We start from the raw sequence: 24,122 nt of genomic DNA, 5'->3' as shown, positions 1-24,122 counted from the left end.
TGGAGTTGTCAGGAGGACGGATGGCACTGCCTTTGATGCCGAAAGCGACGGCCGTCTGGCTGGTCGAGAACACGGCCTTGACCTTCGAACAGATCGCGGCGTTTTGCGGACTGCATTCGCTGGAGATCCAAGCCATCGCCGATGGCGAGGTCGCCGTGGGCATGGTCGGGCTCGACCCGGTGGCCAACGGCCAGCTCACCAAGGCGGAGATCGAACGCTGCGAGAAGAACCCGGACCTGCGCCTGAAGCTGCTCGTCCCCGATCTGCCGCAGCCGATGGCCCGGTCCAAGGGTCCCCGCTACACGCCGATCACCAAACGCGGTGACAAGCCGGACGCCATCGCCTGGCTGATCAAGCACCACCCGGAGCTGTCGGACGCGCAGGTCAGCCGCATGATCGGCACGACCAAGCCGACCATCCAGGCGGTGCGCGACCGCAGTCACTGGAACGCGCCGAACATCAAGCCGCGCAATCCGGTCCTGCTCGGCCTGTGCACCCAGCGCGAGCTGGAGGAGATGCTGGCCCAGGCGTCCAAGCGCCTGCCCGGCGACACCGGCGATGACGAGGAAGCGGGCGACGCCGCCATGGTGGACGAGGACGACGAGGAGGAGATGCCCTACTCCGAGCGGGCGTAACGGCCGGTTGCCGCTGCCGGTCCTGTCTGCGCCCACCCATCCTGCACGGGCATGTCCGTGCAGGTCGTTGCGTCGGCGAAGCGGCGAATACCGGCGCATGTCCTTGGCCGCGGCTTTCGCGCAACAACAGGTCGAGCGGTATCCGCCACGTCCCCCGTCATCCAAGTCCCGGAATGCAAAACGGCGTGTCCACCGACACGCCGTTTGCGTTTCAGGGGATTGTCGCTCCCGCGTCAGGGCCTGCCGAGGCGGTTGATCTCGTCCTTCAGTCGGAGTTTTTCTTTTTTAAGCTTGGCGATGGTGGATGGATCGGGGAGAGGTCGCTGGGTTTCCATTTTGAGTTCCGCGTCGAGCGCTTGGTGTTTCGAGCGCAAGGAATCGATTCGGTCCTCAAACGCCATGATTTCCCTCCATCGGAAGTGTGCCATAAGTTACCCGATACGGCACGAGCGAATTTATGATGTTACCGAATCGGAGAAATTGCAAGGCCCTCCTATCCCGGCTGGACGGGTACCCCACATCGTCATATACAGGCAACCATGACCGCAATCCGTAGACTTGTGGTGGGAATCAGCGGTGCTTCGGGGGTCATCCTCGGTGTGCGGCTGCTCGACATCCTGCGCGGCATCGGCGTCGAATCGCATCTGGTGATGAGCCGCTCCGCCGAAGTGACGCTGGCCCACGAAACCGACCTGAAGGTGCAGGAGGTCCGTGCGCGGGCGGCGGTGCAGTATCCGGTCACCGACATCGGCGCCGCCATCTCCAGCGGCAGCTTCCGCACGCTGGGCATGATCGTCGCCCCCTGCTCGATCCGCACGATGAGCGAGATCGCCACCGGCGTGACCTCCAGCCTGCTGACCCGCGCCGCCGACGTGACGCTGAAGGAGCGGCGACCGCTGGTCCTGATGGTGCGGGAGACGCCGCTGCATCTCGGCCATCTGCGCACGATGACCCAGCTGGCGGAGATGGGGGCGATCCTCTACCCGCCGGTGCCCGCCTTCTACGCCAAGCCGCGCGGTATCGACGATCTGGTGGACCACGCGCTGGGCCGCGCGCTCGACCTGTTCGGGCTGGAGGCCGGGGTGGTCCGCCGTTGGGGGGAGACCGATCAGTAACTGTTGGAGAGCCGGGCGGATCGGGGTACGGTCACCGGTCCCGTCCACGAACCTTCCGGCCCGACCGAGCATGCCCCACCACCAGCATCTCGCCATCCGGCGGCTGATGTCCGGAATGAAGAATTTCCGCAGCCGCCACTATGAGGATGAGCCGGGCACCATGCGGCGCCTCGTCGAGGAGGGGCAGAAGCCGGACGTGCTGCTGATCGGCTGCTCCGACAGCCGCGTCGACCCCGCTCTCCTGATGCAGGCCGAGCCCGGCGAGCTGTTCGTCGTGCGCAACGTCGCCAACCTCGTTCCCCCCTATGGTCCCGACCAGGGCTACCACGGCACCTCGGCGGCGCTGGAATACGCCGTGCGCGTGCTGCGCGTGCGCCACGTCATCGTGTTGGGTCACGCCCACTGCGGCGGCATCCAGGGGCTGATCCGGCTGCGCGCCGGCGAGTCGCTGACCGGCGACTTCATCGCGCCCTGGGTATCGATCGCGTCGGAAGCCTGCGACCAGTACATCACCGCCGCCGTCAGCGAGGCCGAGAAGCTGGGCGAGGACCCGGAGGAACGCCGGCAGGCGGTGTTCCAGCGCCTGACGGAGAACCCGTTCCTGGTGGAACGCGCGGCGGTGCTGCGCTCGATCGACAACCTGATGACCTTCCCCTGCATCAAGGAGAAGGTGCAGGCCGGATCGCTGCACCTGCATGGCTGGTGGTTCGATCTGGAGACCGGCGACCTGTGGGCGCTCGACCCCGTGCAGCGGGTGTTCAGACCGTACGAGTGAGTGCCGCCAGGGCGGCCCGCATCCGCTCCGCCACGTCCGACCAGTCGCCGACGCGGCCCTGGCGGAACAGGCGGGCGGTCGGATACCAGGGGCTGTCCTCCCGGTCGAGCAGCCAGCGCCAGTCGGGTGCCCGCGGCAGCGCCAGCCACAGCGGCACGCCCAAAGCCCCCGCGAGATGCGCCGGCGCCGTGCAGGAGGAGATGACGAGGTCGAGGTTGGCGATGATGGCCGCGGTGTCGACAAAGTCGCCGATGCGCGGCCCCAGGTCGGTGAAACCGGCCGGCATCGCCACCCGCTCCAGGTCGGCCCGCCCCTCCCCCATCTGCAACCCGAAAAAGCGCACGCCGGGCACATCCAGCAGGGGCCGCAGCGCGGCCAGCCGGGGCGAGCGCAGACGGTCGCCGGGAAAGCGCGGGTTGCCGGCCCACACCAGCCCCACCCTCGGCCCCACCGCCGGCCCCCCGCCCTCGCCCAGCTCCGCCCGCCAGCGCGCCAGCCGTTCCGGATCGGGGCGCAGGTAGGGAACAACGCCCGGCACATGGTCGGGCGTGGTGGCGAAGACCCGCGGCAGGCTCATCAACGGGCATTCCAGGTCGAAAGGTGGCAGCGGCTCGCCGCGCGCGACCAGAACGGCCACGCCCTCCACCCCGGCGGCGAGGCCGCGCAGCGCCGGCTGCACCTCCAGCACCACACGGGCACCACGCGCCGCCACCAGAGGCACGTAGCGCAGCATCTGGATGGTGTCGCCGAACCCCTGCTCGGCGTAGAGCAGGATGGTGCGCCCGGCCGGATCCTCGCCGGACCAGACGGGCTGGGGGAAGGGACGCCAAGGCGGTGCCGCCCGGTCGTCGAGCCGTCGCGCTTCGAAATCCTCCCACCCCCGCGTCCAATCGCCGCCGAGCAGCCGCGCGAATGCGCGGTTCCAGCGCAGCCCCGCATCCTCCGGGCGCGCGGCCAGCGCGCGGTCGAAGGCCGACGCCGCCTCCCCCGCGCGACCGAGCGCCAGAAGCGCCGTGGCGTGCTGGGAGTCGAAGCTGGTCGTGGGACCTGCGGCGGCGGCTTCGGCGAAGGCGGCCAGCGCGTCCGCGTCCCGCCCGGCCTTGGCGAGCAGCGCGCCGAGGTTCTGCCACGCGTCGGCGGCACGCGGGGACAGCCGAAGCGCCGCCCGCAGGCTCGACTCGGCCTCCTCCCAGCGGTGCAGCGCGGTCAGGGCGGCGCCGCGCAGCGACAGCGCGTCGGCACCCGGTCGCACCGCGACCGCCCGACCGGCCCAGCGGGCGGCCGGCTCCAGTTCTCCGAGGGCCAGCAACGCGTCCGAAAAGTTGTGCAGGGCGTTGGCGTGGGACGGGTCGAGCACCAGCGCGCCGCGGCAGCTCTCCGCGGCGTCCGCCGGCCGCCCGAGCGCGCGCAGGGTCGGCGCCCGGTTGGCCCGTGGATCGGCGGCTTCCGGTTCCAGCATGGCCGCGTGCCGATAGGCGGTGTCCGCTGTGGCGAATCGTTCATTTTGACTCAAGACGTTCGCCACATTTGATTGGAACGCGCTAACCTGTGGTTGACAGGAAACGGCCCGACGAAAAAGCGACCATGCGCGATCCTTTTGGCCGGCTTCCTCGTAGAGAACGCCGAGCAGGTTTGCGGCCAAAGCGGATTCCGGTTCAGCTTCGAGAATGCTAATGCAAACGCGGGCAGCATCGGAGCGACGTCCGGCATCCAGAAGCTGCAGGACGATGCGGTATGCCTCGGCGATGGTGGCCATGTGCGGCGCCTTTCCTGGGACGCGGCGGAGTGTAGCGGGCGTTGGGTGGGGAGTGGAAACGTTGGTGCGCGGAGTGGGTGGAATGGCGATTCGGATGGCGGTGGCGGCCCTGGTCCTGACAGCGGGTCCGGCGCTGGCCAACAGCGGTGGCGGCGAGGGAGCGGCGGCCAACCCCTGCCCCTGGGCGCAGGATGTGACCATGGAGCTGAACGGCCGGCAAATCGTGCTGCCGCAGACAACCTTCAGCCCGAAGTCGCTTGAGACCTATGTGGACGATCACCAGATCGTGCCGTCGCTCGACCAGCTCAAGATGGTGGTGATCGGCCCGCAGGGCCACATGTGGGAAGCGGCGCTGACCCGGCTCAGCGGCGGGAAGAAGTGCCTCGTCTATTACGTCGGCAAACCCGTGCTGATCGCCACGCCCAGCACCCAAAGCCCGCTGCCGCGCACCGCCCGGTCATCGGGCCACTGACGCGGCGTCAGCCGCCCGCTCAGGTGACGCCGCATCAGCCGCCCGCGCAGGCATCCGCCAGCGCCGACAGGGCTGCCTCGTCGGCCGGTCCCTCCGGCGGCAGCGCAAGCCGCAGGTTGGCGAGCACGAGATCCCGGCCACCCGGTGTTCCGGGGGTCAGGCGGGACAGGGCGTGCAGCCGGTCCTGCTGGATGCGCTCGGCCTCCAGCTCCGTGGCCTTCAGGCGGGCGTAGAGCCCCTCATCCTCCCCTTTGACCCGGCGGCGCACGGCGCGCAGCGGACGCACCACCTCGTCCCTCCAGGGAGCGACGGCCGCGTCCAGCCGCGCCAGATCGGCAGCGGCCAGCCGGACGCCGCAGGCGGCCCCGGCCCAGGCGGCGACCAGCAGGATGTTCACGTCGGCCCCGCGCCGGTCCTGGAGATCGAGGCACAGCGCGGGCACGCCCTCCCGCCGGTAGACGGCCAGGGAAAAGTCCCAGAAGGGGTTGCCGGTCACGGCGCCACGCTCAGTCGCCCAGGCTGATGCCCAGGCCGCGCGCGGTCTTGACCAGCGGGCCGTCCGCCTCGACGCAGGCGTAGCGGGCGATGGCGTCGGCGATCGGAACGCTGATGACCTCGCGGTTCGACCACGCCACCATCCGGTCGAACTGCCCCTCGGCGATCAGGTCCACCGCGTGCACGCCGAAGGCCGACGCGATCAGCCGGTCGCGCGGGCTGGGCATGCTGCCGCGCTGCACATGGCCCAGCACGGTGACCCGGGTCTCCGCCCCGGTGGCCTCCGCGATCTTGTCGCCGATGTAGGCGCCGATGCCGCCGTAGCGCTTCTCACCGCCCTGGTACTCCTTCATCGCACCGCCGCCATCGAGCGTCTTCACAGCCTCCGACACCACGACGAGCGCGAAGTTGCGGCCGGTGGCGCGCACCTGCTTGATCTTGGCGGCGATGCTTTCGATGGTGTACTGGATCTCGGGGATCAGGATGACATCGGCCCCGCCGGCGATGCCGGCCGCCAGCGCGATGTGGCCGGCGTCGCGCCCCATCACCTCCAGCACCATCACGCGCTGGTGGCTGGCCGCCGTGGGCTGGAGCCGGTCCAGCGCTTCCACCGCCACGCCGACCGCGGTGTCGTAGCCGACGGAGACTTCGGTCAGGCCAAGATCGTTGTCGATGGTCTTCGGGATGCCGACGAGGTTCAACCCGCCCTTCTGCGCGAGCTTGCGCAGGATGGCGAAGCTGCCGTCGCCGCCGATGCCGATCAGCGCGTCCAGCCCGAGCTCGCGGTAGCCGCCGATGATCTCGTCGGAGCGGTCCTTCAGCGTGCCGTCCGCCATCGGGTAGGCGAACGGATCGCCGCGGTTGGTGGTGCCGAGGATAGTGCCACCCATCCGCATCATGTTGCCGTCGACCATCCGCAGGTCGAGCGCCTGATAGGCCACGGGACGATGGAGGAAGCCCTGCGTCCCTTCCTTCAGCCCGACGACCTGCCAGCCGTAGGTGAGCACCGCCCGGTGGACCACCGCGCGGATGACCGCGTTCAGACCGGCGCAGTCGCCGCCGCTCGTCAGGATGCCGATGCGCTTCTTGGCCGTCATGGAATGCCGATCCCCATGTCTCGTGAACCCGTTCCCGCCCGGTAGTGTTACCGGAAAGACGCTGCGCCGCAATGGCGCACCGCCGATGATCGCCGCCACCAATCACCGGTTTCCCGTTATCCCGCTGTGGGGATTCTGGTATATTCGGTTCTCGCGCGGACAGCGGGCGCCAGGACGACATGAACGAACAGGATATGATCAAGGACAAGCTGACGGAACTGAGGAGCGAGCACCGCGACCTCGACGATGTCATCGCCCGCCTTTCAGAGCGCGCACCGTTCGACCAGCTCCAGCTCCAGCGGCTGAAGAAGCGCAAACTCGTTCTCAAGGACCAGATCATCCAGCTCGAAAGCCGCCTGCTGCCGGACATCATCGCGTGACGCCACGGTTGCGGCGCTGGACTCCGGCCCCGCCCCCCCTATAATCCGCCGCTTTCCGACTTCTGGGGAAAGCCTGCCGCCGTGTCCGCCGAATCGACCGCCCCCACTTCCGCGCCGCTGGTCGGCATCATCATGGGCAGCCAGTCGGACTGGGCCACCATGAAGCACGCGGCCGACACGCTGACGGCGCTGGGTGTGCCGCACGAGGTGCGCATCGTGTCCGCCCACCGCACGCCGCAGCGGCTGGTGGAGTACGCGACCACGGCCCGCGGGCGCGGGCTGAAGGTGATCGTCGCCGGGGCCGGCGGGGCCGCCCATCTGCCGGGCATGGCGGCCTCCATGACGCCCTTGCCGGTGTTCGGCGTTCCCATCGAAAGCCACGCGCTGAAGGGCATGGACAGCCTGCTGTCCATCGTGCAGATGCCGGGCGGCATTCCGGTCGGCACGCTGGCGATCGGCAAGGCCGGCGCCATCAACGCCGCCCTGCTCGCCGCCTCCGTCATCGCGCTGATGGACCCGGCGGTGGCGGACGCGCTGGACGGCTGGCGCGCGCGCCAGACCGCGGCGGTCGCCGACATCCCTGTCGATCAGCCGGCCTGACGCCATGGCCCCGCTCGCTCCCGTCCCGCCCGGCTCCACCATTGGCATGCTCGGCGCCGGGCAGCTCGGCCGCATGACGGCGCTGGCCGCCGCCCGGCTCGGCTACCGCACCCACGTCTACGCGCCCGATGCGGCGGACAGCCCGGCGGCGCAGGTGTCGGCCGCCACCACCGTCGCCGGCTGGGACGACGAGGCGGCGCTGGCCCGCTTCGCGGCATCCTGCGACGTGATCACGCTGGAATGGGAGAATGTGCCCGTCCCGACGGTGGAGGCGCTGGCCCGCCACAAGCCCATGCACCCCGGCGCCGGCGTGCTGTCGGTGGCGCAGGACCGGGTGGCGGAGAAGGGCTTCGCCAACCGGCTGGGCATCGCCACCGCGCCCTGGCGCGCCGTGACCAGTGCGGACGAGGTCGCCGCGGCGGCCGTTGAGGTCGGTCCGCGCTGCATCCTGAAATCCACCCGGCTGGGCTATGACGGCAAGGGGCAGGCGGTGATCGACCGCGGCACCGACCCGGCGGCGGCCTGGGCCGCCATCGGCGGCGGCACTGTGCCGGGCCTCGTCGGGATCGTGGAGGGCTTCGTGCCCTTCGTCTGCGAGGTCTCGGTGATCGTCGCCCGCTCGGCCGACGGCGCCATGGCCGCCTACCCGGCTGTGGAGAACCGCCACAAGGGCGGCATCCTCGACCGCAGCATCGCACCCGCCCGCGTGCCAGCATCCACCGCGGCGGAGGCCGAGCGCGTCGCGCGCACCCTGGCCGAGGCGCTGGACGTGGTCGGGCTGCTGGCGGTGGAGATGTTCGTCACCGCCGACGGCGCCGTGCTGATGAACGAGATGGCACCGCGCCCGCACAATTCCGGCCACTGGACCATGGACGCCGGCACCACCGACCAGTTCGAGCAGCTCGTCCGCGCCGTCTGCGGCCTGCCACTCGGGTCGGTGGAGCGCTTCGCCGACGCGGAGATGGAGAACCTGATCGGCGACGCCGCCGACCGCTGGTCCCGGCTGCTGGCCGAACCCGGCGCCCGCCTGCACCTTTACGGGAAGGCGGAGGCGCGGCCGGGCCGCAAGATGGGCCATGTGACGCGGCTGTTCCCCAAGAGCGGTTGACGTTCAGCGGGTGACCGTCACCCGATCAGCAGCCGGTCGTCGCTGATCTCCTCCGTCCCTCCGCGCTGGCGGGCGAACAGCTCCAGCAGATGGGGCACGTCGAGGCGCGCCCGCTCCTCCCCCGCCACGTCCAGCACGACGCGGCCCTCGTGCAGCATCACCGTGCGGTCGCCGACCTCGAGCGCCTGGCGCATGCTGTGGGTCACCATCAGCGCGGTCAGCCGGTTGCCGGCGACGATGCGGCGGGTGAGATCGAGCACGAAGGCCGCCGTGCCGGGGTCGAGTGCCGCCGTGTGCTCGTCCAGCAGCAGGATGCGCGAGCCGGACAGGGTCGCCATCAGCAGGCTGACCGCCTGCCGCTGGCCGCCGGACAGCAGGCCCATCCGGTCCTCCAGCCGCGTCTCCAGGCCGAGGCCCAGCGTGGCGATGCGCTCGGCGAAGACCGCGCGACGGGCGTGGGTGACGGCCCGGCCGAAGCCGCGGCGGGCGCCGCGCCGGGCGGCCAGCGCCATGTTCTCCTCGATGGTCAGGTCGGCGCAGCTTCCCGCCATGGGGTCCTGGAAGACGCGGGCGACGAGGCCGGCGCGGCGCGGGGTGGGCCAGCGGGTGACGTCCGTGCCCTCGATGGCGACGCGGCCGCCGTCGGCCGCCACGTCGCCGGCGAGCGCGCCCAGCAGTGTGGACTTTCCGGCCCCGTTGGAACCGATGACGGTGACGAACTGCCCCTCCGGGATCGCCAGGGTGACGCCGCGCAGCGCCGCCTTCTCCAGCGGCGTTCCGGGGTTGAAGGTGACGTGCAGGTCGCGGATGTCGATCATCGCACGGCCACCCGGCGTTTCTGCCGCAGCCGCGGCAGGATCAGCGCCACCGCCACCAGCACCGCGGTGACGAGGTTGAGGTCGGACGCCTGCAACCCGACCGAATCGGCGGACAGCGCCAGCTGCACCGCCAGCCGGTAGAGCACCGATCCAACCACGCAGCCGACCAAGGCCAAAGCCAGCCCGCGGCCGGGCAGCACCGTCTCCCCCACGATCACCGCGGCAAGACCGACCACGATGGTGCCGAGCCCCATGGTGGCGTCGGCGAAGCCGTTGGTCTGGGCGAACAGCGCCCCCGCCAGCCCGACCAGCCCGTTGGACAGCGCCATGCCCGCGTGGATGTGGAAGCCGGTGTCCACCCCCTGGGCGCGGGCCATGCGCGGGTTGGCCCCGGTCGCCCGCATCGCCAGCCCGAACTCGCTGGCCAGGAAACGCGCCAGCAGCGCCGCAACCACGGCCACGACAATCAGCATCGCCAGCGGGCGCACCAGATGGTCCGGCAGCCCCAGCGCGGTGAAGGGCGTGACCACCGTGTCCTGCATCAGGATCGCCACGTTCGGCCGCCCCATGACCCGCAGGTTGATCGAGAACAGCGCGATCATGGTGAGGATGCTGGCGAGCAGATGCAGGATGCGGAAGCGTACGTTCAGCGTCGCGGTGACCAGCCCGGCCAGCGCCCCGGCGAGCACGGCGGCCAGCGTGGCGAGCCACGCGTTCGCACCGCCGACGATCAGGGTGGCCGCGACAGCCGCCCCCAGCGGGAAGCTGCCATCGACCGTCAGGTCCGGGAAATCGAGCACGCGGAAGGACAGGTACACCCCCAGCGCCACCAGCGCGTACACCAGCCCGATCTCCACCGCGCCGAAGAAGGCGATCCAGGTCACGCGCTCACTTCCCCACGACCTTGGCGGACTGCACGAGGTCGGCCGGCAGCGTCACCCCCATCGCCTGCGCCGCCGCCGGGTTGACCACCAGATCGGTGCCGCGCGCCGTGGTGACGGGGATGTCGCCCGGCTTCTCGCCCTTCAACACGCGGGCGACGATCTGCCCGGTCTGGCGGCCCACCTCGAAATAATTGAAGCCGATGCTGGCGACGGTGCCGCGTGCCACGCTGTCGGTGTCACCGGAGAAGACCGGCAGCTTGTTCTGCGCGCCGACCGCGACCACCGCCTCCAGAGCGGAGACGACGGTGTTGTCGAGCGCGGTGTAGATCACGTCCGCCTTGCCGACGAGGCCGCGGGCGGCGCCCTGCACCTCGCTGGAGCGGTTGGCGGGCGCCTCCACCACGGTCATGCCGTGCTTGGCGGCCAGCGCCTTGATGGTGCCGACCAGCGATACGGAGTTGGCGTCGCCGGGGTTGTAGGGCACGCCGATCCGCTTGGCGCCGGGCAGCACCTTGCGGATCAGCAGCAGATGCTCCTCCACCGGCGGGAAGTCGGACAGGCCGGTGACGTTGCCGCCGGGGTGATCCGGGTTGCGCACGAGTTGGGCGCCAACCGGGTCGGTGACGGCGGAGAACACCACCGGCACGTCGCGCGTCGCCGCCACCACGGCCTGGGCCGAGGGGGTGGAGATGGGCACGATCACGTCCGGCCGCTTGCCGACGAACTGGCGCGCGATCTGCGCGGCGGTCGCCGGGTTGCCCTGGGCGCTCTGGTACTCCACGGTCAGGGTCTGGCCGGGCACCCAGCCGGCGGCCTTCAGCGCCTCCACCACCCCGTCGCGCACGGCGTCGAGCGCCGGGTGTTCGACGATGGCGGTTATGGCCACGGTCTTGGTCTGCGCCAGCGCCGGAGTCGCGAGCGCCACCCCCACCGCAGCGGCCATGACGAAGCGGATGATCCCCATGCTGCCCGTCCTCCCCGATGCCGGGCGCGCACCGCCGCGCCCGCCCACATCCGAGCGTTAGACGGCCGCAACCCGGCCGTCAACCGGACCGATGGCGGGAAGGCTTGATCCGCGGGCGGGGGCGTGACCAGATGACGCGGAGAATCGCAGTCCGGAGCCGTCATGTCCGCGCCCGCCGCCACCGTCCGCCCCTCCGTCCTCACCGCAGCGTTGCGCGGGGCCGGGCTTTGCTGCCCCGCCTGCGGGCGCGGGCGGCTGCTGCGCGGCTATCTCGCTCCGGTGGAGGCCTGCTCCGTATGCGGAGAGCGCTACGGGCACCTGCGCGCCGACGACGCGCCGCCCTGGCTGACCATCCTGCTGGTGGGGCACATCGTCATGCCGCTGCTGCTGATGGTGGAGCAGCGCTACAGCCCGCCGCTCTGGGTGCAGGCGACCCTGTGGCCGGCGGTCACGCTGCTGTTGACCCTGCTTCTGCTGCCGCGCTGCAAGGGTGTGATCCTGGGCGTCTTGTGGGCCACGCGGGCCGGGGACGACCGGCGCGACGAGGGGTGAGGCGGACGCCCTACTCCGCCCCCCTACTCCGCCCGGCCCAGCGACTCCATCAGCTCCCGCCACTCGCGCTTGCTGAGGCCGCTGGCCTCCTGCGTCACCGGCTCGCCAGCCAGCAGGCGCTTGACCACCGAGAGGCCGGTGCGCGACAGGTGGGCGCCGCCCAGCCTGTACTCCTCGAAGGCCTCGCACACCGCCGGGACCCAGCGCTTCACCACGTCCAGCATCGCCTCCGCGTACACCCGGATCTCGTACTGGGCATGCGGGTCTGCGCGCAGGGACAGGAAGTGCAGCAGATTGTGCAGGTCGATCTTCCAGTACCACTGCGTGTAGTAGTTCAGCGTCAGGTTCATGCGCGCCAGCTCGCGGGCGAGGCCCTGGCGGGACGGGTCGATGACCGTGCCGTCCTCCCGGCCGTTGAGCATCTCCTCGTAATGCGCGTACACCGCCTCGGCGTCGGAGCGGAGCAGCGCCAGCACGGACGCCGCCTCCTCCCCCTCCAGCACGTCGCCGCGTCCCTGGCGGTTCACCACCGCCTGCGCCCCCAGATGCTCGGGCGCCGGCACATAGAACTCGCGGTCGAGGATGGAGTAGCGGGCCGAATACTCGTTCACGTTGGCCGTGCGGTGCCGGATCCACTGCCGCGCCACGAAGATGGGCAGCTTCACATGGAACTTGATCTCGCACATCTCGAAGGGCGTGGAGTGGCGGTGGCGCATCAGATACTTGATGAGCCCGGAATCCTCGCTGACCTTCTTGGTGCCGCGGCCGTAGGACACGCGCGCCGCCTGCACCACCGCCGAATCGTCGCCCATATAGTCGATGACGCGCACGAAACCGTGGTCGAGCACGGTGATCGGCTCGTACAGGATCGCCTCCAGCGCGGGCACGGTGGCGCGCCGCGTGGCGGCCTCCTGCGACCGCTGGCGGTCGATCTCGGCGCGCTGTTCGGGCGTGATGGGCATGGTGGACCTTGGGGCGTTTGGCGACGGGCCGCGCACTCTAGCGTCCCGTACGCCGGGAGTCATCGCCGCTGTGACACCCCCGTCTTTTCGCCACGCTCCCCTTTCATCGCGCCGCGAAAGCCCCTATATTGGGCCTGTCGGTCGCACCGACTATGGTGATAAACGCCTTGTGGAATAAGCGTTGTGGACCCGGGGGCGGTACCCGGCGCCTCCACCAACCTCCCGCCGGCCGGGCTTCGCGCCAGTCAGCGGGTCGATGGGGGCGAAACAGGATCGACACGCGTGGTAAAGGCAAGGTCTTCGCCCGGCATGGTTCCGCCGTTATCGGGCCATTGCAATAGTTGCCAATGACAACGTTGCTCCGGTTGCTGTCGCTGCGTAAGCAGCGCTGGTGATCGAAACCAAATCCCTTCAGGGTAGCACTTGAAGGTGGGGTTCGTGGGCCGCCCAGCAACAGAAGGCCCACACTTCACTCCGGCGGAGGTGGCGCCCAAGATGCCGAAAGAGCAGTTGCGTTACGACAGGATGGTCGAGTCCGCCCTTCGCGGCGTCGTCCGCGATGCGTTGAAACAGGCGAGTGACCGTGGGCTGCCCGGCAACCACCATTTCTATCTGACCTTCCGCACCGGCCATCCGGGGATCGACATCCCGGAATATCTGAAGAGCCAGTATCCCGGCGAGATGACCATCGTCCTGCAGTACCAGTTCTTCGGACTGGAGGTGACGGACGAGCAATTCTCGGTGACGCTGAGCTTCAACAACGTGCATGAGCGGCTGGTCATTCCGTTTGCCGCCATCACGACCTTCGCCGACCCCTCCGTGAATTTCGCGCTGCAATTCCAGCCGGTCGCTCCCGGCGAATCGGCCGAAGTGGAGGCGATCGCCGACCGCAAGCCCGAGCGTCGCGACGACGCGAAGCCGGCCGCACCCGCCGCCCCGGCCGCCGAGGGCGAGCCGCCGCCGAAGCGGGGCGAGGTGGTTACCCTCGACGCCTTCCGCAAGAAGTAGGTTGCCGCCATGGCCGCACCGGTCAGCGACTTCGTCCGCCTGCTGTGCGAGACGATGGCGGCGCTGGGTGACGTGACGGCGCGGCGCATGTTCGGCGGCTATGGGCTGTATTGCGACGGGGTGATCTTCGCCATCGTCGCCGACGAGACGCTCTACCTGAAGACCGACGCGGAGACCCGCCCCGCCTATGAAGCGCTGGGGCTGGAGCCGTTCCGCCCCTACCCCGGCAAATCCACCGCCATGCCCTACCACCCCCCGCCCGATTCGGCGCTGGACGACTCCGAGGAGTTGCTGGCCTGGGCACGGCCAGCGGTGGCGGTGGCGTTCCGGACGCGACAGACCCCGCCGACTCCGCGCCGGCGGGGCTGATGGCGCACGGTCAAATGTTCTCCGCCATGTGCGTGGTCGCGTTGCCGGCCTGGGCCGAGGCGGTGCGCTGGCGGAGCTGACGGGCGAAGCGCACCGGGTTGGGCATCGCCCAGAGCACCCGCCCCAGCCCGCCCATCCGCGACATCGCCTTGCCCACCCCCATCACGTCGGCGAGCCGGCGGTCGAGGAAGCTCCACGTGTCCTCATGGTCCTCGGACTGGTCGTCGAGCCAGTAGAGGGTGGTGGCGCTGAGCACGGCGGCCAGCAGAGCGCGCTTGCTGTAATGGTTGAAGTCCGTCGAGTCGTCGCCGGCCGCGAACCACATGGCGTCCACCGTGCGGTAGAGCATGCGCAACCCCATCCCGACATTCTGCGGCATGGCGAGATGGGCGATCAGCCGGCGCTTGGCCTCCCGGTGCAGCTCCAGCACCGCGAAATGGGCGCGCACGGCGTGGCGGATGCGGTCGGTCACCCGCATATCGGCCAGCCCCATGGCGTCCAGCCGCTCCAGCATGCGGCGGTCGGTCCAGGCGCCGAAATGCTCCACCAGCTCCGTCACGCCGCCGGGGAAGGCGCGGTGCAGGGTGCCGGCGTCATAGCCCGCCTGCTGCGCCCCGTCGCGCAACGACGCCATGCTCCAGCCGTCGAACACCACGTTGGGAAGCGTCGCCTCCAGGATCTCGTCCCTGACCTTGTCCATGTCCATGGCCTATTCCTCCTTGAGCGCGCGCAGCGCCTCGGCGACGTGCGACGCCTCCTCGTTGAACGCGAGGAAGCGCAGATCGGGCATCCGGTCGATGTAGAGGATGCCGTCGAGATGGTCGAACTCGTGCTGGATCACGCGGGCGTGGAAACCCTGGGCCTCTCCTTCCAGCGGCCGGCCCTCCAGATCGATGGCCCGGTAGCGGATGCGAGCATGGCGCGGCACCACCCCGCGCAAGCCGGGGATCGACAGGCAGCCCTCGAACCCCAGCTCCATCTCGTCGCCCACCGCCTCGATCTCCGGGTTGACGAGCACGGTGGGGGACACGGTATCGCCACCCGACCGGTCGGCGGGGACGTGCAGCGTGATCATGCGGACGGAACGGTGCACCTGCGGAGCCGCAAGGCCGACGCCGGGGGCGTCCAGCATCGTGTCCAGCATGTCCGCGGCGAGCCGCCGCACCTCCGGATCGGTCGGATCGCGCACCGGCTCGGCCCTGGCGCGCAACACCGGATGCCCCATGCGGGCGATCTTCAGCAAAGCCATGCCCACTATGTTTCACGACCGGGCCCCGTCGGCAATGGCGACCCGCAATCTCTTCCCAAATGCCGCGGAGCGTGCTACACAGTCCCGAAGCGAGGGGGTGCGCCGCAGGTGCACACCCTCTTTGCCATAGGCAATCGGTCAACCAAGGGGTATGGGTCCACCGTGCAAGTTCTGGTTCGCGACAACAACGTCGATCAGGCCCTCCGCGCGCTGAAGAAGAAGATGCAGCGCGAGGGCATCTTCCGGGAAATGAAGCTGCGCCGGAACTACGAGAAGCCCTCGGAAAAGCGCGCGCGCGAGAAGGCGGAAGCGGTTCGCCGCACCCGCAAGCTCCTGCGCAAGCGTATGGAGCGCGAGGGCTACTAGTCGCCGGCTGGTCGTTTCGACGCGACCACCCCCGACTTGCGCCGATTCGACCGCCCCACGGGATGCCCGTGCGGGCGGTGAAGGCGTTTGTGATGCATTCCAGGTGTTTTTGAGCTTGCAACGTGGGTAGCCGGTTCCGCGGGCTTGCCCGCCTGTGTTAGACAGGAAGGGTCAAGTCCCGTCCGTCACACCCGAGCGACCATGCGCCGCACCGCCATTGCCATCATCGCCACGCTCGCCCTGCTGCTGGGCGCCCTGCCCGCCGCGGCGCAGACCCCGGCGGCGCAGGATGCCGCGGTATCCCCACTGGCCCTGCCCAAGCCGATGACCGACACCGAATTCGGCAGCATCGCCTGCATCGTGGGGGCGGCCATCGCCGGAACCGCGACCCTTTTGGCGGGTGGCGTCGCCATCGTGGCCACCGGCGGGGGTGCGACGACCGCCGAATCGGCGATCGCGGTGCCGGTCCTGGTCGCCACCGTGGCCGCCGGCTGCGGGGTGGCGCAGAGCATGGCGCCCGGCATCGCGTGGCTGCGCCAGCAGGGCAGCGAACTGGTGGACCGGATCGAAGCGCCGCGCTGGCCGACGCTGTAACCTCAGGCCCCGTCCACCAGCACCGACCGGATGATCGCCGCACCCTCCCGCACCTTGCGGGCGTGGGCGTATTCCGGCCCGTCCCAGAAGCGGTGGGCCGTCTCCCGATCCGGGAATTCCACGATCACGATGCGCGTCGCCGGCCAGTCGCCCTCGACCGGCTCCGGATTGCCGCCGCGCACGATGAAGCGCCCGCCATAGGCCGCCGCCGCACCCGGCGACAGCGCCTTGTAGGCCTCGTAGGTCTCGGGATCGGTGACTTCGATATCCGCGACGAGATAGCAGGGCATGGGAAGCTCCTGGGGAGAGTGGCCGCGTTGGTCCCCCTCCCCGGCCCTCCCCCACTGCGCGGGGGAGGGGGTGAAAAGAAAAGCCCTCCCCCGTCGCGAGATGGGGGAGGGTTGGGTGGGGGCGCCGTTCAGGAACGCCCCCCTACTCCATCGACTTCACGACCTCCTCGGTGACCTTCTTGGCGTCGCCGAAGAGCATCATGGTGTTGGGGCGGAAGAACAGCTCGTTCTCGACGCCGGCGTAGCCGGACGCCATCGACCGCTTGATGAAGAACACGGTCTTGGCCTTCTCCACGTCCAGGATCGGCATGCCGTAGATGGGGCTGGCGGGGTCGGTCTTGGCCGCGGGGTTGGTCACGTCGTTGGCGCCGATGACGAAGGCCACGTCCGCCGACTGGAAGTCGCGGTTGATGTCCTCCAGCTCGAACACCTCGTCGTAGGGCACGTTGGCCTCGGCCAGCAGCACGTTCATGTGACCGGGCATGCGGCCGGCGACGGGGTGGATGGCGTATTTGACCTCCACACCCTCCTTCTTCAGCTGGTCGGCCATCTCGCGCAGCGCGTGCTGGGCCTGCGCCACCGCCATGCCGTAGCCGGGCACGATGATGACGGACTGCGCGTTCTTCATGATGTAGGCCGCGTCCTCCGGCGAGCCGGCCTTGACCGTGCCGCGCTCGCCGCCGCCGGCCGCCGCACCCGCCGCCGCCGAGTCGCCGCCGAAGCCGCCCAGGATCACGTTGAAGATCGAGCGGTTCATCCCCTTGCACATGATGTAGGAGAGGATGGCACCCGAGGAGCCCACCAGCGCGCCGGTGATGATCAGCAGGTTGTTCTGCAGCGTGAAGCCGATGCCCGCCGCCGCCCAGCCGGAGTAGCTGTTCAGCATCGAGATGACCACCGGCATGTCGGCACCGCCGATCGGCAGGATCAGCAGGAAGCCGAGCGCCAGCGCCGCCAGCACGATCAGCCACATCGCGGCGTCGGCGTTGGACGCCACCAGCCAGAGGACGAGCAGCACGGTGAGCACGCCCAGCGCCGCGTTGAGCTGGTGCTGGAAGGGGAACACCAGCGGCTTGCCGCTGACCAGGCCCTGGAGCTTGGCGAAGGCGACCAGCGAGCCGGTGAAGGTGATGGCGCCGATGGCGGTGCCCAGCGCCATCTCGATCAGCGAGCCCCTGGCGATCGCCCCGCGCACGCCGATGCCGTAGGCCTCCGGCTGATAGTAGGCGGCCAGAGCGACGAACACCGCCGCCAGACCGACCAGCGAGTGGAAAGCCGCCACGAGCTGCGGCAGCGCGGTCATGACGATCTTGTTGGCGATGACGTACCCGATGCCGCCGCCGATGGCGATGCCCAGGATGATCAGCCAGTAGCTCTGCACCACCGGCAGGGCCAGCGTGGTGACGATGGCGATGGTCATGCCGACCATGCCGTAAAGGTTGCCTTGCCGGGAAGTCTCCGGCGACGAAAGACCGCGCAGCGCCATGATGAAGCACACGGACGCCACGAGATAGAGAAGGGCCGAAAGAGTTTCCATGGTCGATGTCCCCCCTTACTTGCCCTTCTTCTTGAACATGCTCAGCATGCGCTGAGTGACAAGGAAGCCGCCGAAGATGTTCACGCTGGCGAGGATGACCGCCAGGAAGCCCATGAACTGCGAGAAGCTGAATTGCGCGGGGCCGGCGGCGATCAGCGCACCGACGATGATCACCGACGACACCGCGTTGGTGACCGCCATCAGCGGCGAATGCAGCGCCGGGGTGACGCGCCACACCACGTAATAGCCGACGAAGCAGGCCAGCACGAACACGGTGATGCCGACGACGAAGAAGTTGCCGTGGCCGGCGGACTCCGCCCCGCCATGGGCGGCGGTCTGCGCCACCTGGGCGGCCAGAAGGTCGGCCTGCTGCGACAGCGCGGCGAGGTTGGCCTTCAGCTCGGCGATCCGGGCCGAGAGTTGGGTCTGGTCCATTCCTATCCTCCTGGGGCCGGATCAGGCGGCGAACTGCGGGTGGACGACGGCGCCGTCGCGGGTCAGCGCGATGGCCTTCACGATCTCGTCGTCCCAGTTGAGCTTGATCGCCTTGGCGTCCTTGTCGTGGAAGGTCTGGAGCAGCGCCAGCAGGTTCTTGGCGTAGAGCAGCGACGACGACTCGGCGATGCGGCTGGGGTAGTTGAGATGGCCGACGATGGTCACGCCGTTGTCGGTGACGACCACCTCGCCGGGCTTCGCCCCCTCCACATTGCCGCCGCGCTCCACCGCCAGATCGATGATGACCGAGCCGGGCTTCATGGAGGCGACATGCTCCTTGGTCACCAGCACCGGGGCCTTGCGGCCGGGGATCAGGGCGGTGGTGATGACGATGTCCTGCTTCTTGATGTGCTCGGCCACCAGCGCCGCCTGCTGGCGCTTGTAGTCGTCGGACATCTCCTTGGCGTAGCCGCCGGCGGTCTCGGCCTGCTTGAACTCGTCGTTCTCGACCGCGACGAAGCTGCCGCCCAGCGACTGCACCTGCTCCTTCACCGCCGGGCGCACGTCGGTGGCCGACACGATGGCGCCGAGGCGCTTGGCGGTCGCGATGGCCTGGAGGCCGGCGACGCCCACCCCCATGATGAAGGCGCGCGCCGGCGGCACGGTGCCGGCCGCCGTCATCATCATGGCGTAGCTGCGGCCGTAGACGCTGGCGGCGTCCACCACGGCCTTGTAGCCGGAGAGGTTCGCTTGGCTCGACAGCACGTCCATGACCTGGGCGCGGGTGATGCGCGGCATGAACTCCATGGCCAGCGCGTTCACGCCCGCCGACGCGTAGGCCGCCAGCGCCTCGCGGCTGTCGAAGGGGTTCAGGATGCCGATCAGCAGCGCGCCGCGCTTGATCAGGGCCAGCTCGTCCGTGCCGCCTTCGGCGGCGGTCAGGGGGCGCTGCACCTTCAGCACGATGTCGGCGTCGGCCAGCGCCGCCGCCTCGTCGGGTGCGATGGTGGCGCCGGCGTCGGCGAAGGCCTGGTCGGGGATGTTGGCGCCGGCCCCAGCCCCGGTCTCCACCACGACATCGAGCCCGAGGCCCTTCAGTTTCTTGACCGTTTCCGGAGAAGCCGCGACCCGCTGTTCGTTCGGACGCCGTTCCTTGGGTATGCCGACTTTCATGTACTCCTCTCTCCCCTGCCGCGTGGCGACCATCACCGCCCGTTCTTTTGTTTCGGGCAGCCGGCGCGCGTGACGGTTCTACATGACGGATTCGACGCCATTTGTGAAGCCGCGGCGTCCCTCCGGACGAGCTCACGCTGTCATACCGCGGCTATCCGCAGCAACGATTGCGTGGAATGCCACTTTTCCGTATGGCGGTTCACGCCACCTGGCGCTTGACCAGAAGCCCGCGCAGGATGCGCGCCAGCGTGTCGGCCAGCCGGTACTGCTCGTCCTCCGGCAGGCCGGCAATGACACCCGCGAATTCCAGCATCGGGTCGTGCTTCAGCAGGTCGACGGCCTTGGGCGTGGGGTGGAGCTGGACGACGCGGCGGTCCTGCGGCACCGGCACCCGCACCAGCAGGCCCTTGCCCACCAGCACCTCCACCATCTGCGACGCCGCCCCGCGGGTCGTGGCGTGGAAATCGGCGAAGGCGGACACCGTGCGCTGGCTGGGGTTGGCGCGCGCGAAGAAGCGCAGCGCCGTCCATTGCGACGGCTTCATGCCCTGGGTGTAGCCCAGGCTGTCGGCGATGTGGCCGATGTGCATCATCACCTCGGCAATCGCTTGCGCGGAGCCCTCGGTGGCTGGATGGTTGGACATGCACGGGCGCCTTCGTCGATTCGCGGGCAGTGTAACCCGCTGGGGCACGCGGACGAAAGACTCGAAATTGTATGGAAACTAAACATGCGATTGTGCCGCGGGTCGTGAACCCGTTCCCGGCCTTCGGTTGTTGACGTATTGGAACAGTCACCAGGGAGCCCGGCATGACCACGCCGATGGTCGTCACCATCCCCCACCGGCTCGGCCGCACCGAGGCGCACCGCCGGCTGGAGGAGGGACTCGGAAAAGTCCACTCGCAGCTGGCGGCCTACACCTCCTCCATCGAGCAGAGCTGGACGGGGGACCGGCTGGACTTCCGCGTCGTCGCCATGGCGCAGACGGTCACCGGCCGCATCGACGTGATGGAGGATAGCGTGCGGGTCGAGGTCGACCTGCCCTGGATGCTGGCGATGCTCGCCAAGCGGCTGGAAGGCAGGATCGAGAAGACCGGGGCCAAGCTGCTGACAAAGGGGTGACCGGCGCGCAAATCACGCTGACGGGGGATGCGCGATGGCCTATATAGACGCGCCATGAGCACATCCCTCCCGAAAGCCGGTCCCGCCCCGAAGGTGGGCATCGTCAGCCTCGGCTGCCCGAAGGCGTTGGTCGATTCCGAACGCATCCTGACCCGCCTGCGCGCGGAGGGATACGAGATCTCACCCAGCTACGCCGGGGCGGACGCCGTCATCGTCAACACCTGCGGGTTTCTCGACAGCGCCAAGAAGGAGTCGCTGGACGCCATCGGCGAGGCGTTGAAGGAGAACGGCCGGGTCATCGTGACCGGCTGCATGGGCGGCGACGCCGACGCGATCCGCGCCGCCCACCCCGGCGTGCTGGCGGTGACCGGCCCGCACCAGTACGAGGCCGTCGTCGGCGCGGTGCACGAGGCGGTGCCGCCGGTGCACGACCCCTTCGTGGATCTGGTTCCGCCGGAGGGGCTGCGGCTGACGCCGCGCCACTACGCCTATCTGAAGATTTCCGAGGGCTGCAACAACCGCTGCAGCTTCTGCATCATCCCCGGCCTGCGCGGCGATCTGGTCAGCCGGCCGGTATCCTCCGTGCTGCGCGAGGCGGAGCGGCTGGCCGTCGCCGGGGTGAAGGAGCTGCTGGTCATCTCCCAGGACACCAGCGCCTACGGCGTCGATCTGAAATACGCCGAGGGCGACTGGTACGGGCGCAAGGTGCGGGCACGCTTCGCCGACCTCTGCCGCGAGCTGGCCGAGTTCGACATCTGGGTCCGCCTGCACTACGTCTACCCCTACCCGCATGTGGACGAGGTGATCGGGCTGATGGCGGAGGGGCGCATCCTGCCCTACCTCGACATCCCCTTCCAGCACGCCTCCCCCACCGTGCTGAAGGCGATGCGCCGCCCGGCGGCGCAGGACAAGACGCTGGACCGCCTGCAGCGCTGGCGCCGCGAATGCCCGCCGCTGGCGCTGCGCTCCACCTTCATCGTCGGCTTCCCCGGCGAGACGGAGGAGGAGTTCCAGTTCCTGCTCGACTGGCTGCAGGAAGCCCAGCTCGACCGCGTCGGCTGCTTCAAGTACGAGCCGGTGGAGGGTGCCGCCGCCAACGCCCTGCCCGGCGCCGTGCCGGAGGAGGTCAAGCAGGAGCGCTGGGAGCGTTTCATGGAAACGCAGAAGGCCATCAGCGCCGCGCGCCTGAAGGACAAGGTCGGCTACACGCTGGGCGTGCTGATCGACGAGGTGGACGAGGACGGCGCCATCGGCCGCAGCTACGCCGACGCTCCGGAGATCGACGGCAGCGTCTTCCTGAACGGAGAGACGGGCGTGAAGCCGGGCGATCTGGTCGATGTCGTGATCGAGAATTCCGACGAGTACGACCTGTGGGGGTCCATCGAGAGGGTGGAGTGACCGCCCCCGGCGTCACCCCGGAGGATGCGCACCTGCTCGACATCCTGCAGGGCGGACGCTGCTTCTACTGCGGCGAGCCTGTGGGCGCCAAGGCCACCTTCGACCATGTGGTACCGCAGGCCTATGGCGGCACCGACGATCCCGGCAACATCGTGCTGGCGCACCGCCGCTGCAACCAGCTCAAGGACGACCGGCTGCCGACGCCCGACGAGATCGAGCGGCTGATCGCCCAGCGCCGCCGCAGCCGGCTGGCCGTCTGGCCGCCGATCCTGGCGTTGAAGGACGCCGGAGAGGGGGAGGAGTGGATCGTGCTCGCCCGCGCGGTTGCGGCGCAGCGGAGTTGAGATGGCGCATGGCACGCATGTCCGCCCCCATGAGACACCGTGACCATTCAACCGCCCGGCAACAGTTGGTATACGTCAGTATGCGATTGTGACGCGATCGTCCGCGGCGCCGGTTCCGCGGACGCAGCGGCGGGAGGGTACCGTTGGGCCAGCGCGTTGCAACGACGACTGGAACGGTTCGGACGGGATGGCCCCGGCTGACCGCGGCGCTGCTCGCGGGCGCGTTGCTGCTGATCGCGGGCGCCGCCGGCGCGTCCGACATCCCGGCACCGGCGAACGCCGCAGCGGGCGGCCCCGTCACCTTCTGCGTCGACCCGGACTGGCCGCCCTACGAGATCATCAACCGCGGCGGGGCGCATGAAGGGATCGCCGCCGACCTGCTGGCGCTCGCCGGCGAACGCGCCGGCCTGTCACTGGCGCTGCACCCGACGGCGGACTGGGACGCCAGCCTCAAGGCCTCGCGGGAGGGAGCCTGCGACCTCCTCAGCTTCCTGAACCAGACACCCAAGCGGGAGGAGTGGCTGCTGTTCACCGAGCCGCTCTTCATCGACCCCAACGTCATCATCACGCACGCGGAACACCCGTTCATCGCCGATCTGTCGGCCGAGTCGGACAAGTCCATCGCCCTGCCGAGCGGAACCTCGATCGAGGAGCGGGTGCGGCGGGACTTTCCCAAGCTGCGCATCCTCACCACCGACAGCGAGGCCGAAGCCTTCGCGATGGTGTCGAACCGCAAGGCGGACCTGACCATCCGCTCGCTGACCGTGGCGGTCTACACCATCAAGAAGGAGGGATGGTTCAACCTGAAGGTCTCGGGTCAACTGCCCGGCTACGAGAACCGGCTGCGGGTCGGCGTCCGCAAGGACATGCCGGAGATCCGGGACCGGCTGGATCGCGGCATCGCCACCATCACCGGCCAGGAGCGGACCCAGATCGCAAACCGGCACGTGTCGATCAACGTGCAGACCGCGGTCGATTACGGGCTGATCCGCAACCTCGTCCTCGGCTTCTCGGCGGTGCTGCTGTCCAATCTGGCCTGGGCGATCAAGCTGCGGAAGGCCAACGCGCAGCTCCGCCGTATGGCGCGGACCGACCATCTGACCGGCCTGTACAACCGCGCGGCGCTGGACGGCCTGCTGACCCGGGAGATCGACCGCTCCGCGCGCTACGGACGTCCCCTCGCCGTGATGATCATCGACCTCGATCACTTCAAGTCGGTCAACGACCGGCTGGGCCACCTGATGGGCGACCGGGTGCTGATCGAACTCGCCGGCATCCTCAGGGGTGCCACCCGCAACGCCGACCCGGTCGGCCGGTGGGGTGGGGAGGAGTTCCTGGTCCTGTGCCCGGAAACCACGGTGGCGCAGGCGCTGGTCGTGGCGGAGCGGATCTGCGAAGCGGTGCGTAGCCACCGCTTCGAAACCGGCTGGCGTCACACGGTCAGCGCCGGCGTGTCGGCGCTGCGTGCGGGAGACAGCCTGGATGGCCTTCTGCAACGCGCCGACAGCGCCCTCTACCACGCGAAACACCAGGGGCGGGACCGTGCGCAGGCCGAAAGCGCCGGTCCTGCCGTCGATCCTGCCGTCACCACACCCGCCGCCACGCTGGTCGCGGACGCCTGACCCGC

General features: G+C 69.4%; 31 protein-coding genes and 1 other RNA gene. 17 read left to right on the top strand and 15 right to left on the bottom strand.

Annotated elements, in window-relative coordinates; translation table 11 throughout:
- Positions 1-20 precede the first annotated feature (20 nt).
- Positions 21-635: a DUF1013 domain-containing protein gene (locus HL658_RS15965; protein WP_246337633.1), complete on the top strand. Its 615-nt coding sequence runs from the start codon at positions 21-23 to the stop codon at positions 633-635.
- 233 nt (positions 636-868) lie between these two features.
- Here HL658_RS15965 and HL658_RS15960 read toward each other — a convergent pair whose 3' ends face one another.
- A complete protein-coding gene (locus HL658_RS15960) occupies positions 869-1,036 on the bottom strand; it encodes a DUF465 domain-containing protein (RefSeq protein ID WP_180283307.1) in 168 nt (55 codons plus the stop codon).
- Positions 1,037-1,174: 138 nt separating this feature from the next.
- Between HL658_RS15960 and HL658_RS15955 the strand changes: the two genes are divergently transcribed.
- Positions 1,175-1,750, top strand: a complete 576-nt coding sequence (locus HL658_RS15955) for a UbiX family flavin prenyltransferase (RefSeq protein ID WP_196242261.1) — start codon at positions 1,175-1,177, stop codon at positions 1,748-1,750.
- A gap of 70 nt (positions 1,751-1,820) precedes the next feature.
- On the top strand, positions 1,821-2,525 hold the full coding sequence (locus tag HL658_RS15950) for a carbonic anhydrase (RefSeq protein WP_180283306.1): 705 nt from the start codon (positions 1,821-1,823) through the stop codon (positions 2,523-2,525).
- Here HL658_RS15950 and HL658_RS15945 read toward each other — a convergent pair.
- Positions 2,509-4,281, bottom strand: a complete 1,773-nt coding sequence (locus HL658_RS15945) for a tetratricopeptide repeat protein (RefSeq protein ID WP_180283305.1) — start codon at positions 4,279-4,281, stop codon at positions 2,509-2,511. The genes HL658_RS15950 and HL658_RS15945 overlap by 17 nt on opposite strands.
- Positions 4,282-4,363: 82 nt before the next feature.
- On the opposite strand from HL658_RS15945, the gene HL658_RS15940 reads away from it, so the two are divergent.
- A complete protein-coding gene (locus tag HL658_RS15940) occupies positions 4,364-4,753 on the top strand; it encodes a hypothetical protein (protein ID WP_180283304.1) in 390 nt (129 codons plus the stop codon).
- Between the two features lie 34 nt (positions 4,754-4,787).
- On the opposite strand, the gene HL658_RS15935 is transcribed toward HL658_RS15940, so the two are convergent.
- Positions 4,788-5,249: a TIGR02444 family protein gene (locus tag HL658_RS15935; RefSeq protein WP_180283303.1), complete on the bottom strand. Its 462-nt coding sequence runs from the start codon at positions 5,247-5,249 to the stop codon at positions 4,788-4,790.
- A gap of 10 nt (positions 5,250-5,259) precedes the next feature.
- A complete protein-coding gene (locus tag HL658_RS15930) occupies positions 5,260-6,345 on the bottom strand; it encodes an ATP-dependent 6-phosphofructokinase (protein WP_180283302.1) in 1,086 nt (361 codons plus the stop codon).
- A gap of 179 nt (positions 6,346-6,524) precedes the next feature.
- Here HL658_RS15930 and HL658_RS15925 point away from each other — a divergent pair, with 179 nt between their 5' ends.
- From HL658_RS15925 to HL658_RS15915, 3 genes are all read left to right on the top strand, one after another.
- Positions 6,525-6,725: a YdcH family protein gene (locus HL658_RS15925; RefSeq protein ID WP_180283301.1), complete on the top strand. Its 201-nt coding sequence runs from the start codon at positions 6,525-6,527 to the stop codon at positions 6,723-6,725.
- Positions 6,726-6,857: 132 nt separating this feature from the next.
- Complete coding sequence (gene purE, locus HL658_RS15920) at positions 6,858-7,325, top strand: 5-(carboxyamino)imidazole ribonucleotide mutase (RefSeq protein ID WP_180283432.1); 468 nt, start codon at positions 6,858-6,860, stop codon at positions 7,323-7,325.
- Positions 7,326-7,329: 4 nt separating this feature from the next.
- A complete protein-coding gene (locus tag HL658_RS15915) occupies positions 7,330-8,433 on the top strand; it encodes a 5-(carboxyamino)imidazole ribonucleotide synthase (RefSeq protein ID WP_180283300.1) in 1,104 nt (367 codons plus the stop codon).
- A gap of 17 nt (positions 8,434-8,450) precedes the next feature.
- On the opposite strand, the gene HL658_RS15910 is transcribed toward HL658_RS15915, so the two are convergent.
- Genes HL658_RS15910 through HL658_RS15900 form a run of 3 tightly spaced genes read right to left on the bottom strand, consistent with a single transcriptional unit; the run spans position 8,451 to position 11,099 of the window.
- Entirely contained in the window at positions 8,451-9,251 is an 801-nt protein-coding gene (locus HL658_RS15910) for an ABC transporter ATP-binding protein (RefSeq protein ID WP_180283299.1), read from the bottom strand.
- Positions 9,248-10,135: an ABC transporter permease gene (locus HL658_RS15905; RefSeq protein ID WP_180283298.1), complete on the bottom strand. Its 888-nt coding sequence runs from the start codon at positions 10,133-10,135 to the stop codon at positions 9,248-9,250. Before HL658_RS15905 ends, HL658_RS15910 begins: the two co-directional genes overlap by 4 nt.
- Positions 10,136-10,139: 4 nt before the next feature.
- Positions 10,140-11,099, bottom strand: coding sequence for an ABC transporter substrate-binding protein (locus HL658_RS15900; RefSeq protein ID WP_196242260.1), 960 nt, complete (start codon positions 11,097-11,099; stop codon positions 10,140-10,142).
- Between the two features lie 162 nt (positions 11,100-11,261).
- Here HL658_RS15900 and HL658_RS15895 point away from each other — a divergent pair, with 162 nt between their 5' ends.
- The gene (locus HL658_RS15895; protein WP_180283297.1) at positions 11,262-11,651 is read left to right on the top strand and encodes a DUF983 domain-containing protein; all 390 of its coding nucleotides are present in this window, start codon (positions 11,262-11,264) and stop codon (positions 11,649-11,651) included.
- 23 nt (positions 11,652-11,674) lie between these two features.
- On the opposite strand, the gene thyX is transcribed toward HL658_RS15895, so the two are convergent.
- Positions 11,675-12,613 (bottom strand): FAD-dependent thymidylate synthase, encoded by a 939-nt coding sequence (thyX, locus tag HL658_RS15890; RefSeq protein ID WP_180283296.1) that lies wholly within the window; start codon positions 12,611-12,613, stop codon positions 11,675-11,677.
- 97 nt (positions 12,614-12,710) lie between these two features.
- Between thyX and ssrA the strand changes: the two genes are divergently transcribed.
- The 3 genes from ssrA (at position 12,711) to HL658_RS15875 (ending at position 13,990) form a co-directional block, all read left to right on the top strand.
- Positions 12,711-13,082, top strand: a transfer-messenger RNA (tmRNA) gene (ssrA, locus tag HL658_RS15885).
- A gap of 26 nt (positions 13,083-13,108) precedes the next feature.
- Positions 13,109-13,621: an SspB family protein gene (locus HL658_RS15880; RefSeq protein ID WP_180283430.1), complete on the top strand. Its 513-nt coding sequence runs from the start codon at positions 13,109-13,111 to the stop codon at positions 13,619-13,621.
- Positions 13,622-13,630: 9 nt separating this feature from the next.
- Positions 13,631-13,990, top strand: coding sequence for a TfoX/Sxy family protein (locus HL658_RS15875; RefSeq protein WP_180283295.1), 360 nt, complete (start codon positions 13,631-13,633; stop codon positions 13,988-13,990).
- Positions 13,991-14,000: 10 nt separating this feature from the next.
- Here the strand turns inward: HL658_RS15875 and HL658_RS15870 are convergent, their stop codons facing one another.
- Together HL658_RS15870 and def are read right to left on the bottom strand one after the other, a co-directional pair.
- Entirely contained in the window at positions 14,001-14,696 is a 696-nt protein-coding gene (locus tag HL658_RS15870; protein WP_180283294.1) for a COQ9 family protein, read from the bottom strand.
- Positions 14,697-14,699: 3 nt separating this feature from the next.
- On the bottom strand, positions 14,700-15,239 hold the full coding sequence (def, locus tag HL658_RS15865) for a peptide deformylase (RefSeq protein ID WP_180283293.1): 540 nt from the start codon (positions 15,237-15,239) through the stop codon (positions 14,700-14,702).
- Between the two features lie 162 nt (positions 15,240-15,401).
- On the opposite strand from def, the gene rpsU reads away from it, so the two are divergent.
- Both rpsU and HL658_RS15855 read left to right on the top strand, forming a co-directional pair.
- On the top strand, positions 15,402-15,605 hold the full coding sequence (rpsU, locus tag HL658_RS15860; protein ID WP_012974546.1) for a 30S ribosomal protein S21: 204 nt from the start codon (positions 15,402-15,404) through the stop codon (positions 15,603-15,605).
- A gap of 201 nt (positions 15,606-15,806) precedes the next feature.
- A complete protein-coding gene (locus tag HL658_RS15855; protein ID WP_180283292.1) occupies positions 15,807-16,199 on the top strand; it encodes a hypothetical protein in 393 nt (130 codons plus the stop codon).
- A gap of 2 nt (positions 16,200-16,201) precedes the next feature.
- On the opposite strand, the gene HL658_RS15850 is transcribed toward HL658_RS15855, so the two are convergent.
- The 5 genes from HL658_RS15850 to HL658_RS15830 all read right to left on the bottom strand — a co-directional run bounded on the left by HL658_RS15850 (position 16,202) and on the right by HL658_RS15830 (position 20,277).
- Positions 16,202-16,489: a DUF1330 domain-containing protein gene (locus HL658_RS15850; protein WP_180283291.1), complete on the bottom strand. Its 288-nt coding sequence runs from the start codon at positions 16,487-16,489 to the stop codon at positions 16,202-16,204.
- A 142-nt stretch (positions 16,490-16,631) separates the two neighbouring features.
- The gene (locus HL658_RS15845; protein WP_180283290.1) at positions 16,632-18,026 is read right to left on the bottom strand and encodes an NAD(P)(+) transhydrogenase (Re/Si-specific) subunit beta; all 1,395 of its coding nucleotides are present in this window, start codon (positions 18,024-18,026) and stop codon (positions 16,632-16,634) included.
- 15 nt (positions 18,027-18,041) lie between these two features.
- Positions 18,042-18,461, bottom strand: a complete 420-nt coding sequence (locus tag HL658_RS15840) for an NAD(P) transhydrogenase subunit alpha part 2 (RefSeq protein ID WP_180283289.1) — start codon at positions 18,459-18,461, stop codon at positions 18,042-18,044.
- Positions 18,462-18,482: 21 nt separating this feature from the next.
- Entirely contained in the window at positions 18,483-19,634 is a 1,152-nt protein-coding gene (locus HL658_RS15835) for a Re/Si-specific NAD(P)(+) transhydrogenase subunit alpha (RefSeq protein ID WP_180283288.1), read from the bottom strand.
- 199 nt (positions 19,635-19,833) lie between these two features.
- The gene (locus HL658_RS15830; RefSeq protein WP_180283287.1) at positions 19,834-20,277 is read right to left on the bottom strand and encodes a MarR family winged helix-turn-helix transcriptional regulator; all 444 of its coding nucleotides are present in this window, start codon (positions 20,275-20,277) and stop codon (positions 19,834-19,836) included.
- A gap of 164 nt (positions 20,278-20,441) precedes the next feature.
- Between HL658_RS15830 and HL658_RS15825 the strand changes: the two genes are divergently transcribed.
- The 4 genes from HL658_RS15825 (at position 20,442) to HL658_RS15810 (ending at position 24,117) form a co-directional block, all read left to right on the top strand.
- On the top strand, positions 20,442-20,753 hold the full coding sequence (locus HL658_RS15825; protein WP_180283286.1) for a polyhydroxyalkanoic acid system family protein: 312 nt from the start codon (positions 20,442-20,444) through the stop codon (positions 20,751-20,753).
- Positions 20,754-20,807: 54 nt separating this feature from the next.
- Entirely contained in the window at positions 20,808-22,151 is a 1,344-nt protein-coding gene (gene rimO / locus HL658_RS15820) for a 30S ribosomal protein S12 methylthiotransferase RimO (RefSeq protein ID WP_180283285.1), read from the top strand.
- The gene (locus HL658_RS15815) at positions 22,148-22,495 is read left to right on the top strand and encodes an HNH endonuclease (RefSeq protein ID WP_180283284.1); all 348 of its coding nucleotides are present in this window, start codon (positions 22,148-22,150) and stop codon (positions 22,493-22,495) included. Before rimO ends, HL658_RS15815 begins: the two co-directional genes overlap by 4 nt.
- Before the next feature lie 143 nt (positions 22,496-22,638).
- The gene (locus HL658_RS15810; protein WP_246337632.1) at positions 22,639-24,117 is read left to right on the top strand and encodes a diguanylate cyclase; all 1,479 of its coding nucleotides are present in this window, start codon (positions 22,639-22,641) and stop codon (positions 24,115-24,117) included.
- Positions 24,118-24,122 lie beyond the last annotated feature (5 nt).

Origin of the sequence: Azospirillum oleiclasticum, assembly GCF_013423485.1 — a bacterium.
GTDB classification, from domain to species: Bacteria; Pseudomonadota; Alphaproteobacteria; order Azospirillales; family Azospirillaceae; genus Azospirillum; species Azospirillum oleiclasticum.
The sequence above is the reverse complement of the archived record's forward strand: the minus strand, read 5'-3'. Positions and strand labels throughout refer to the sequence as shown.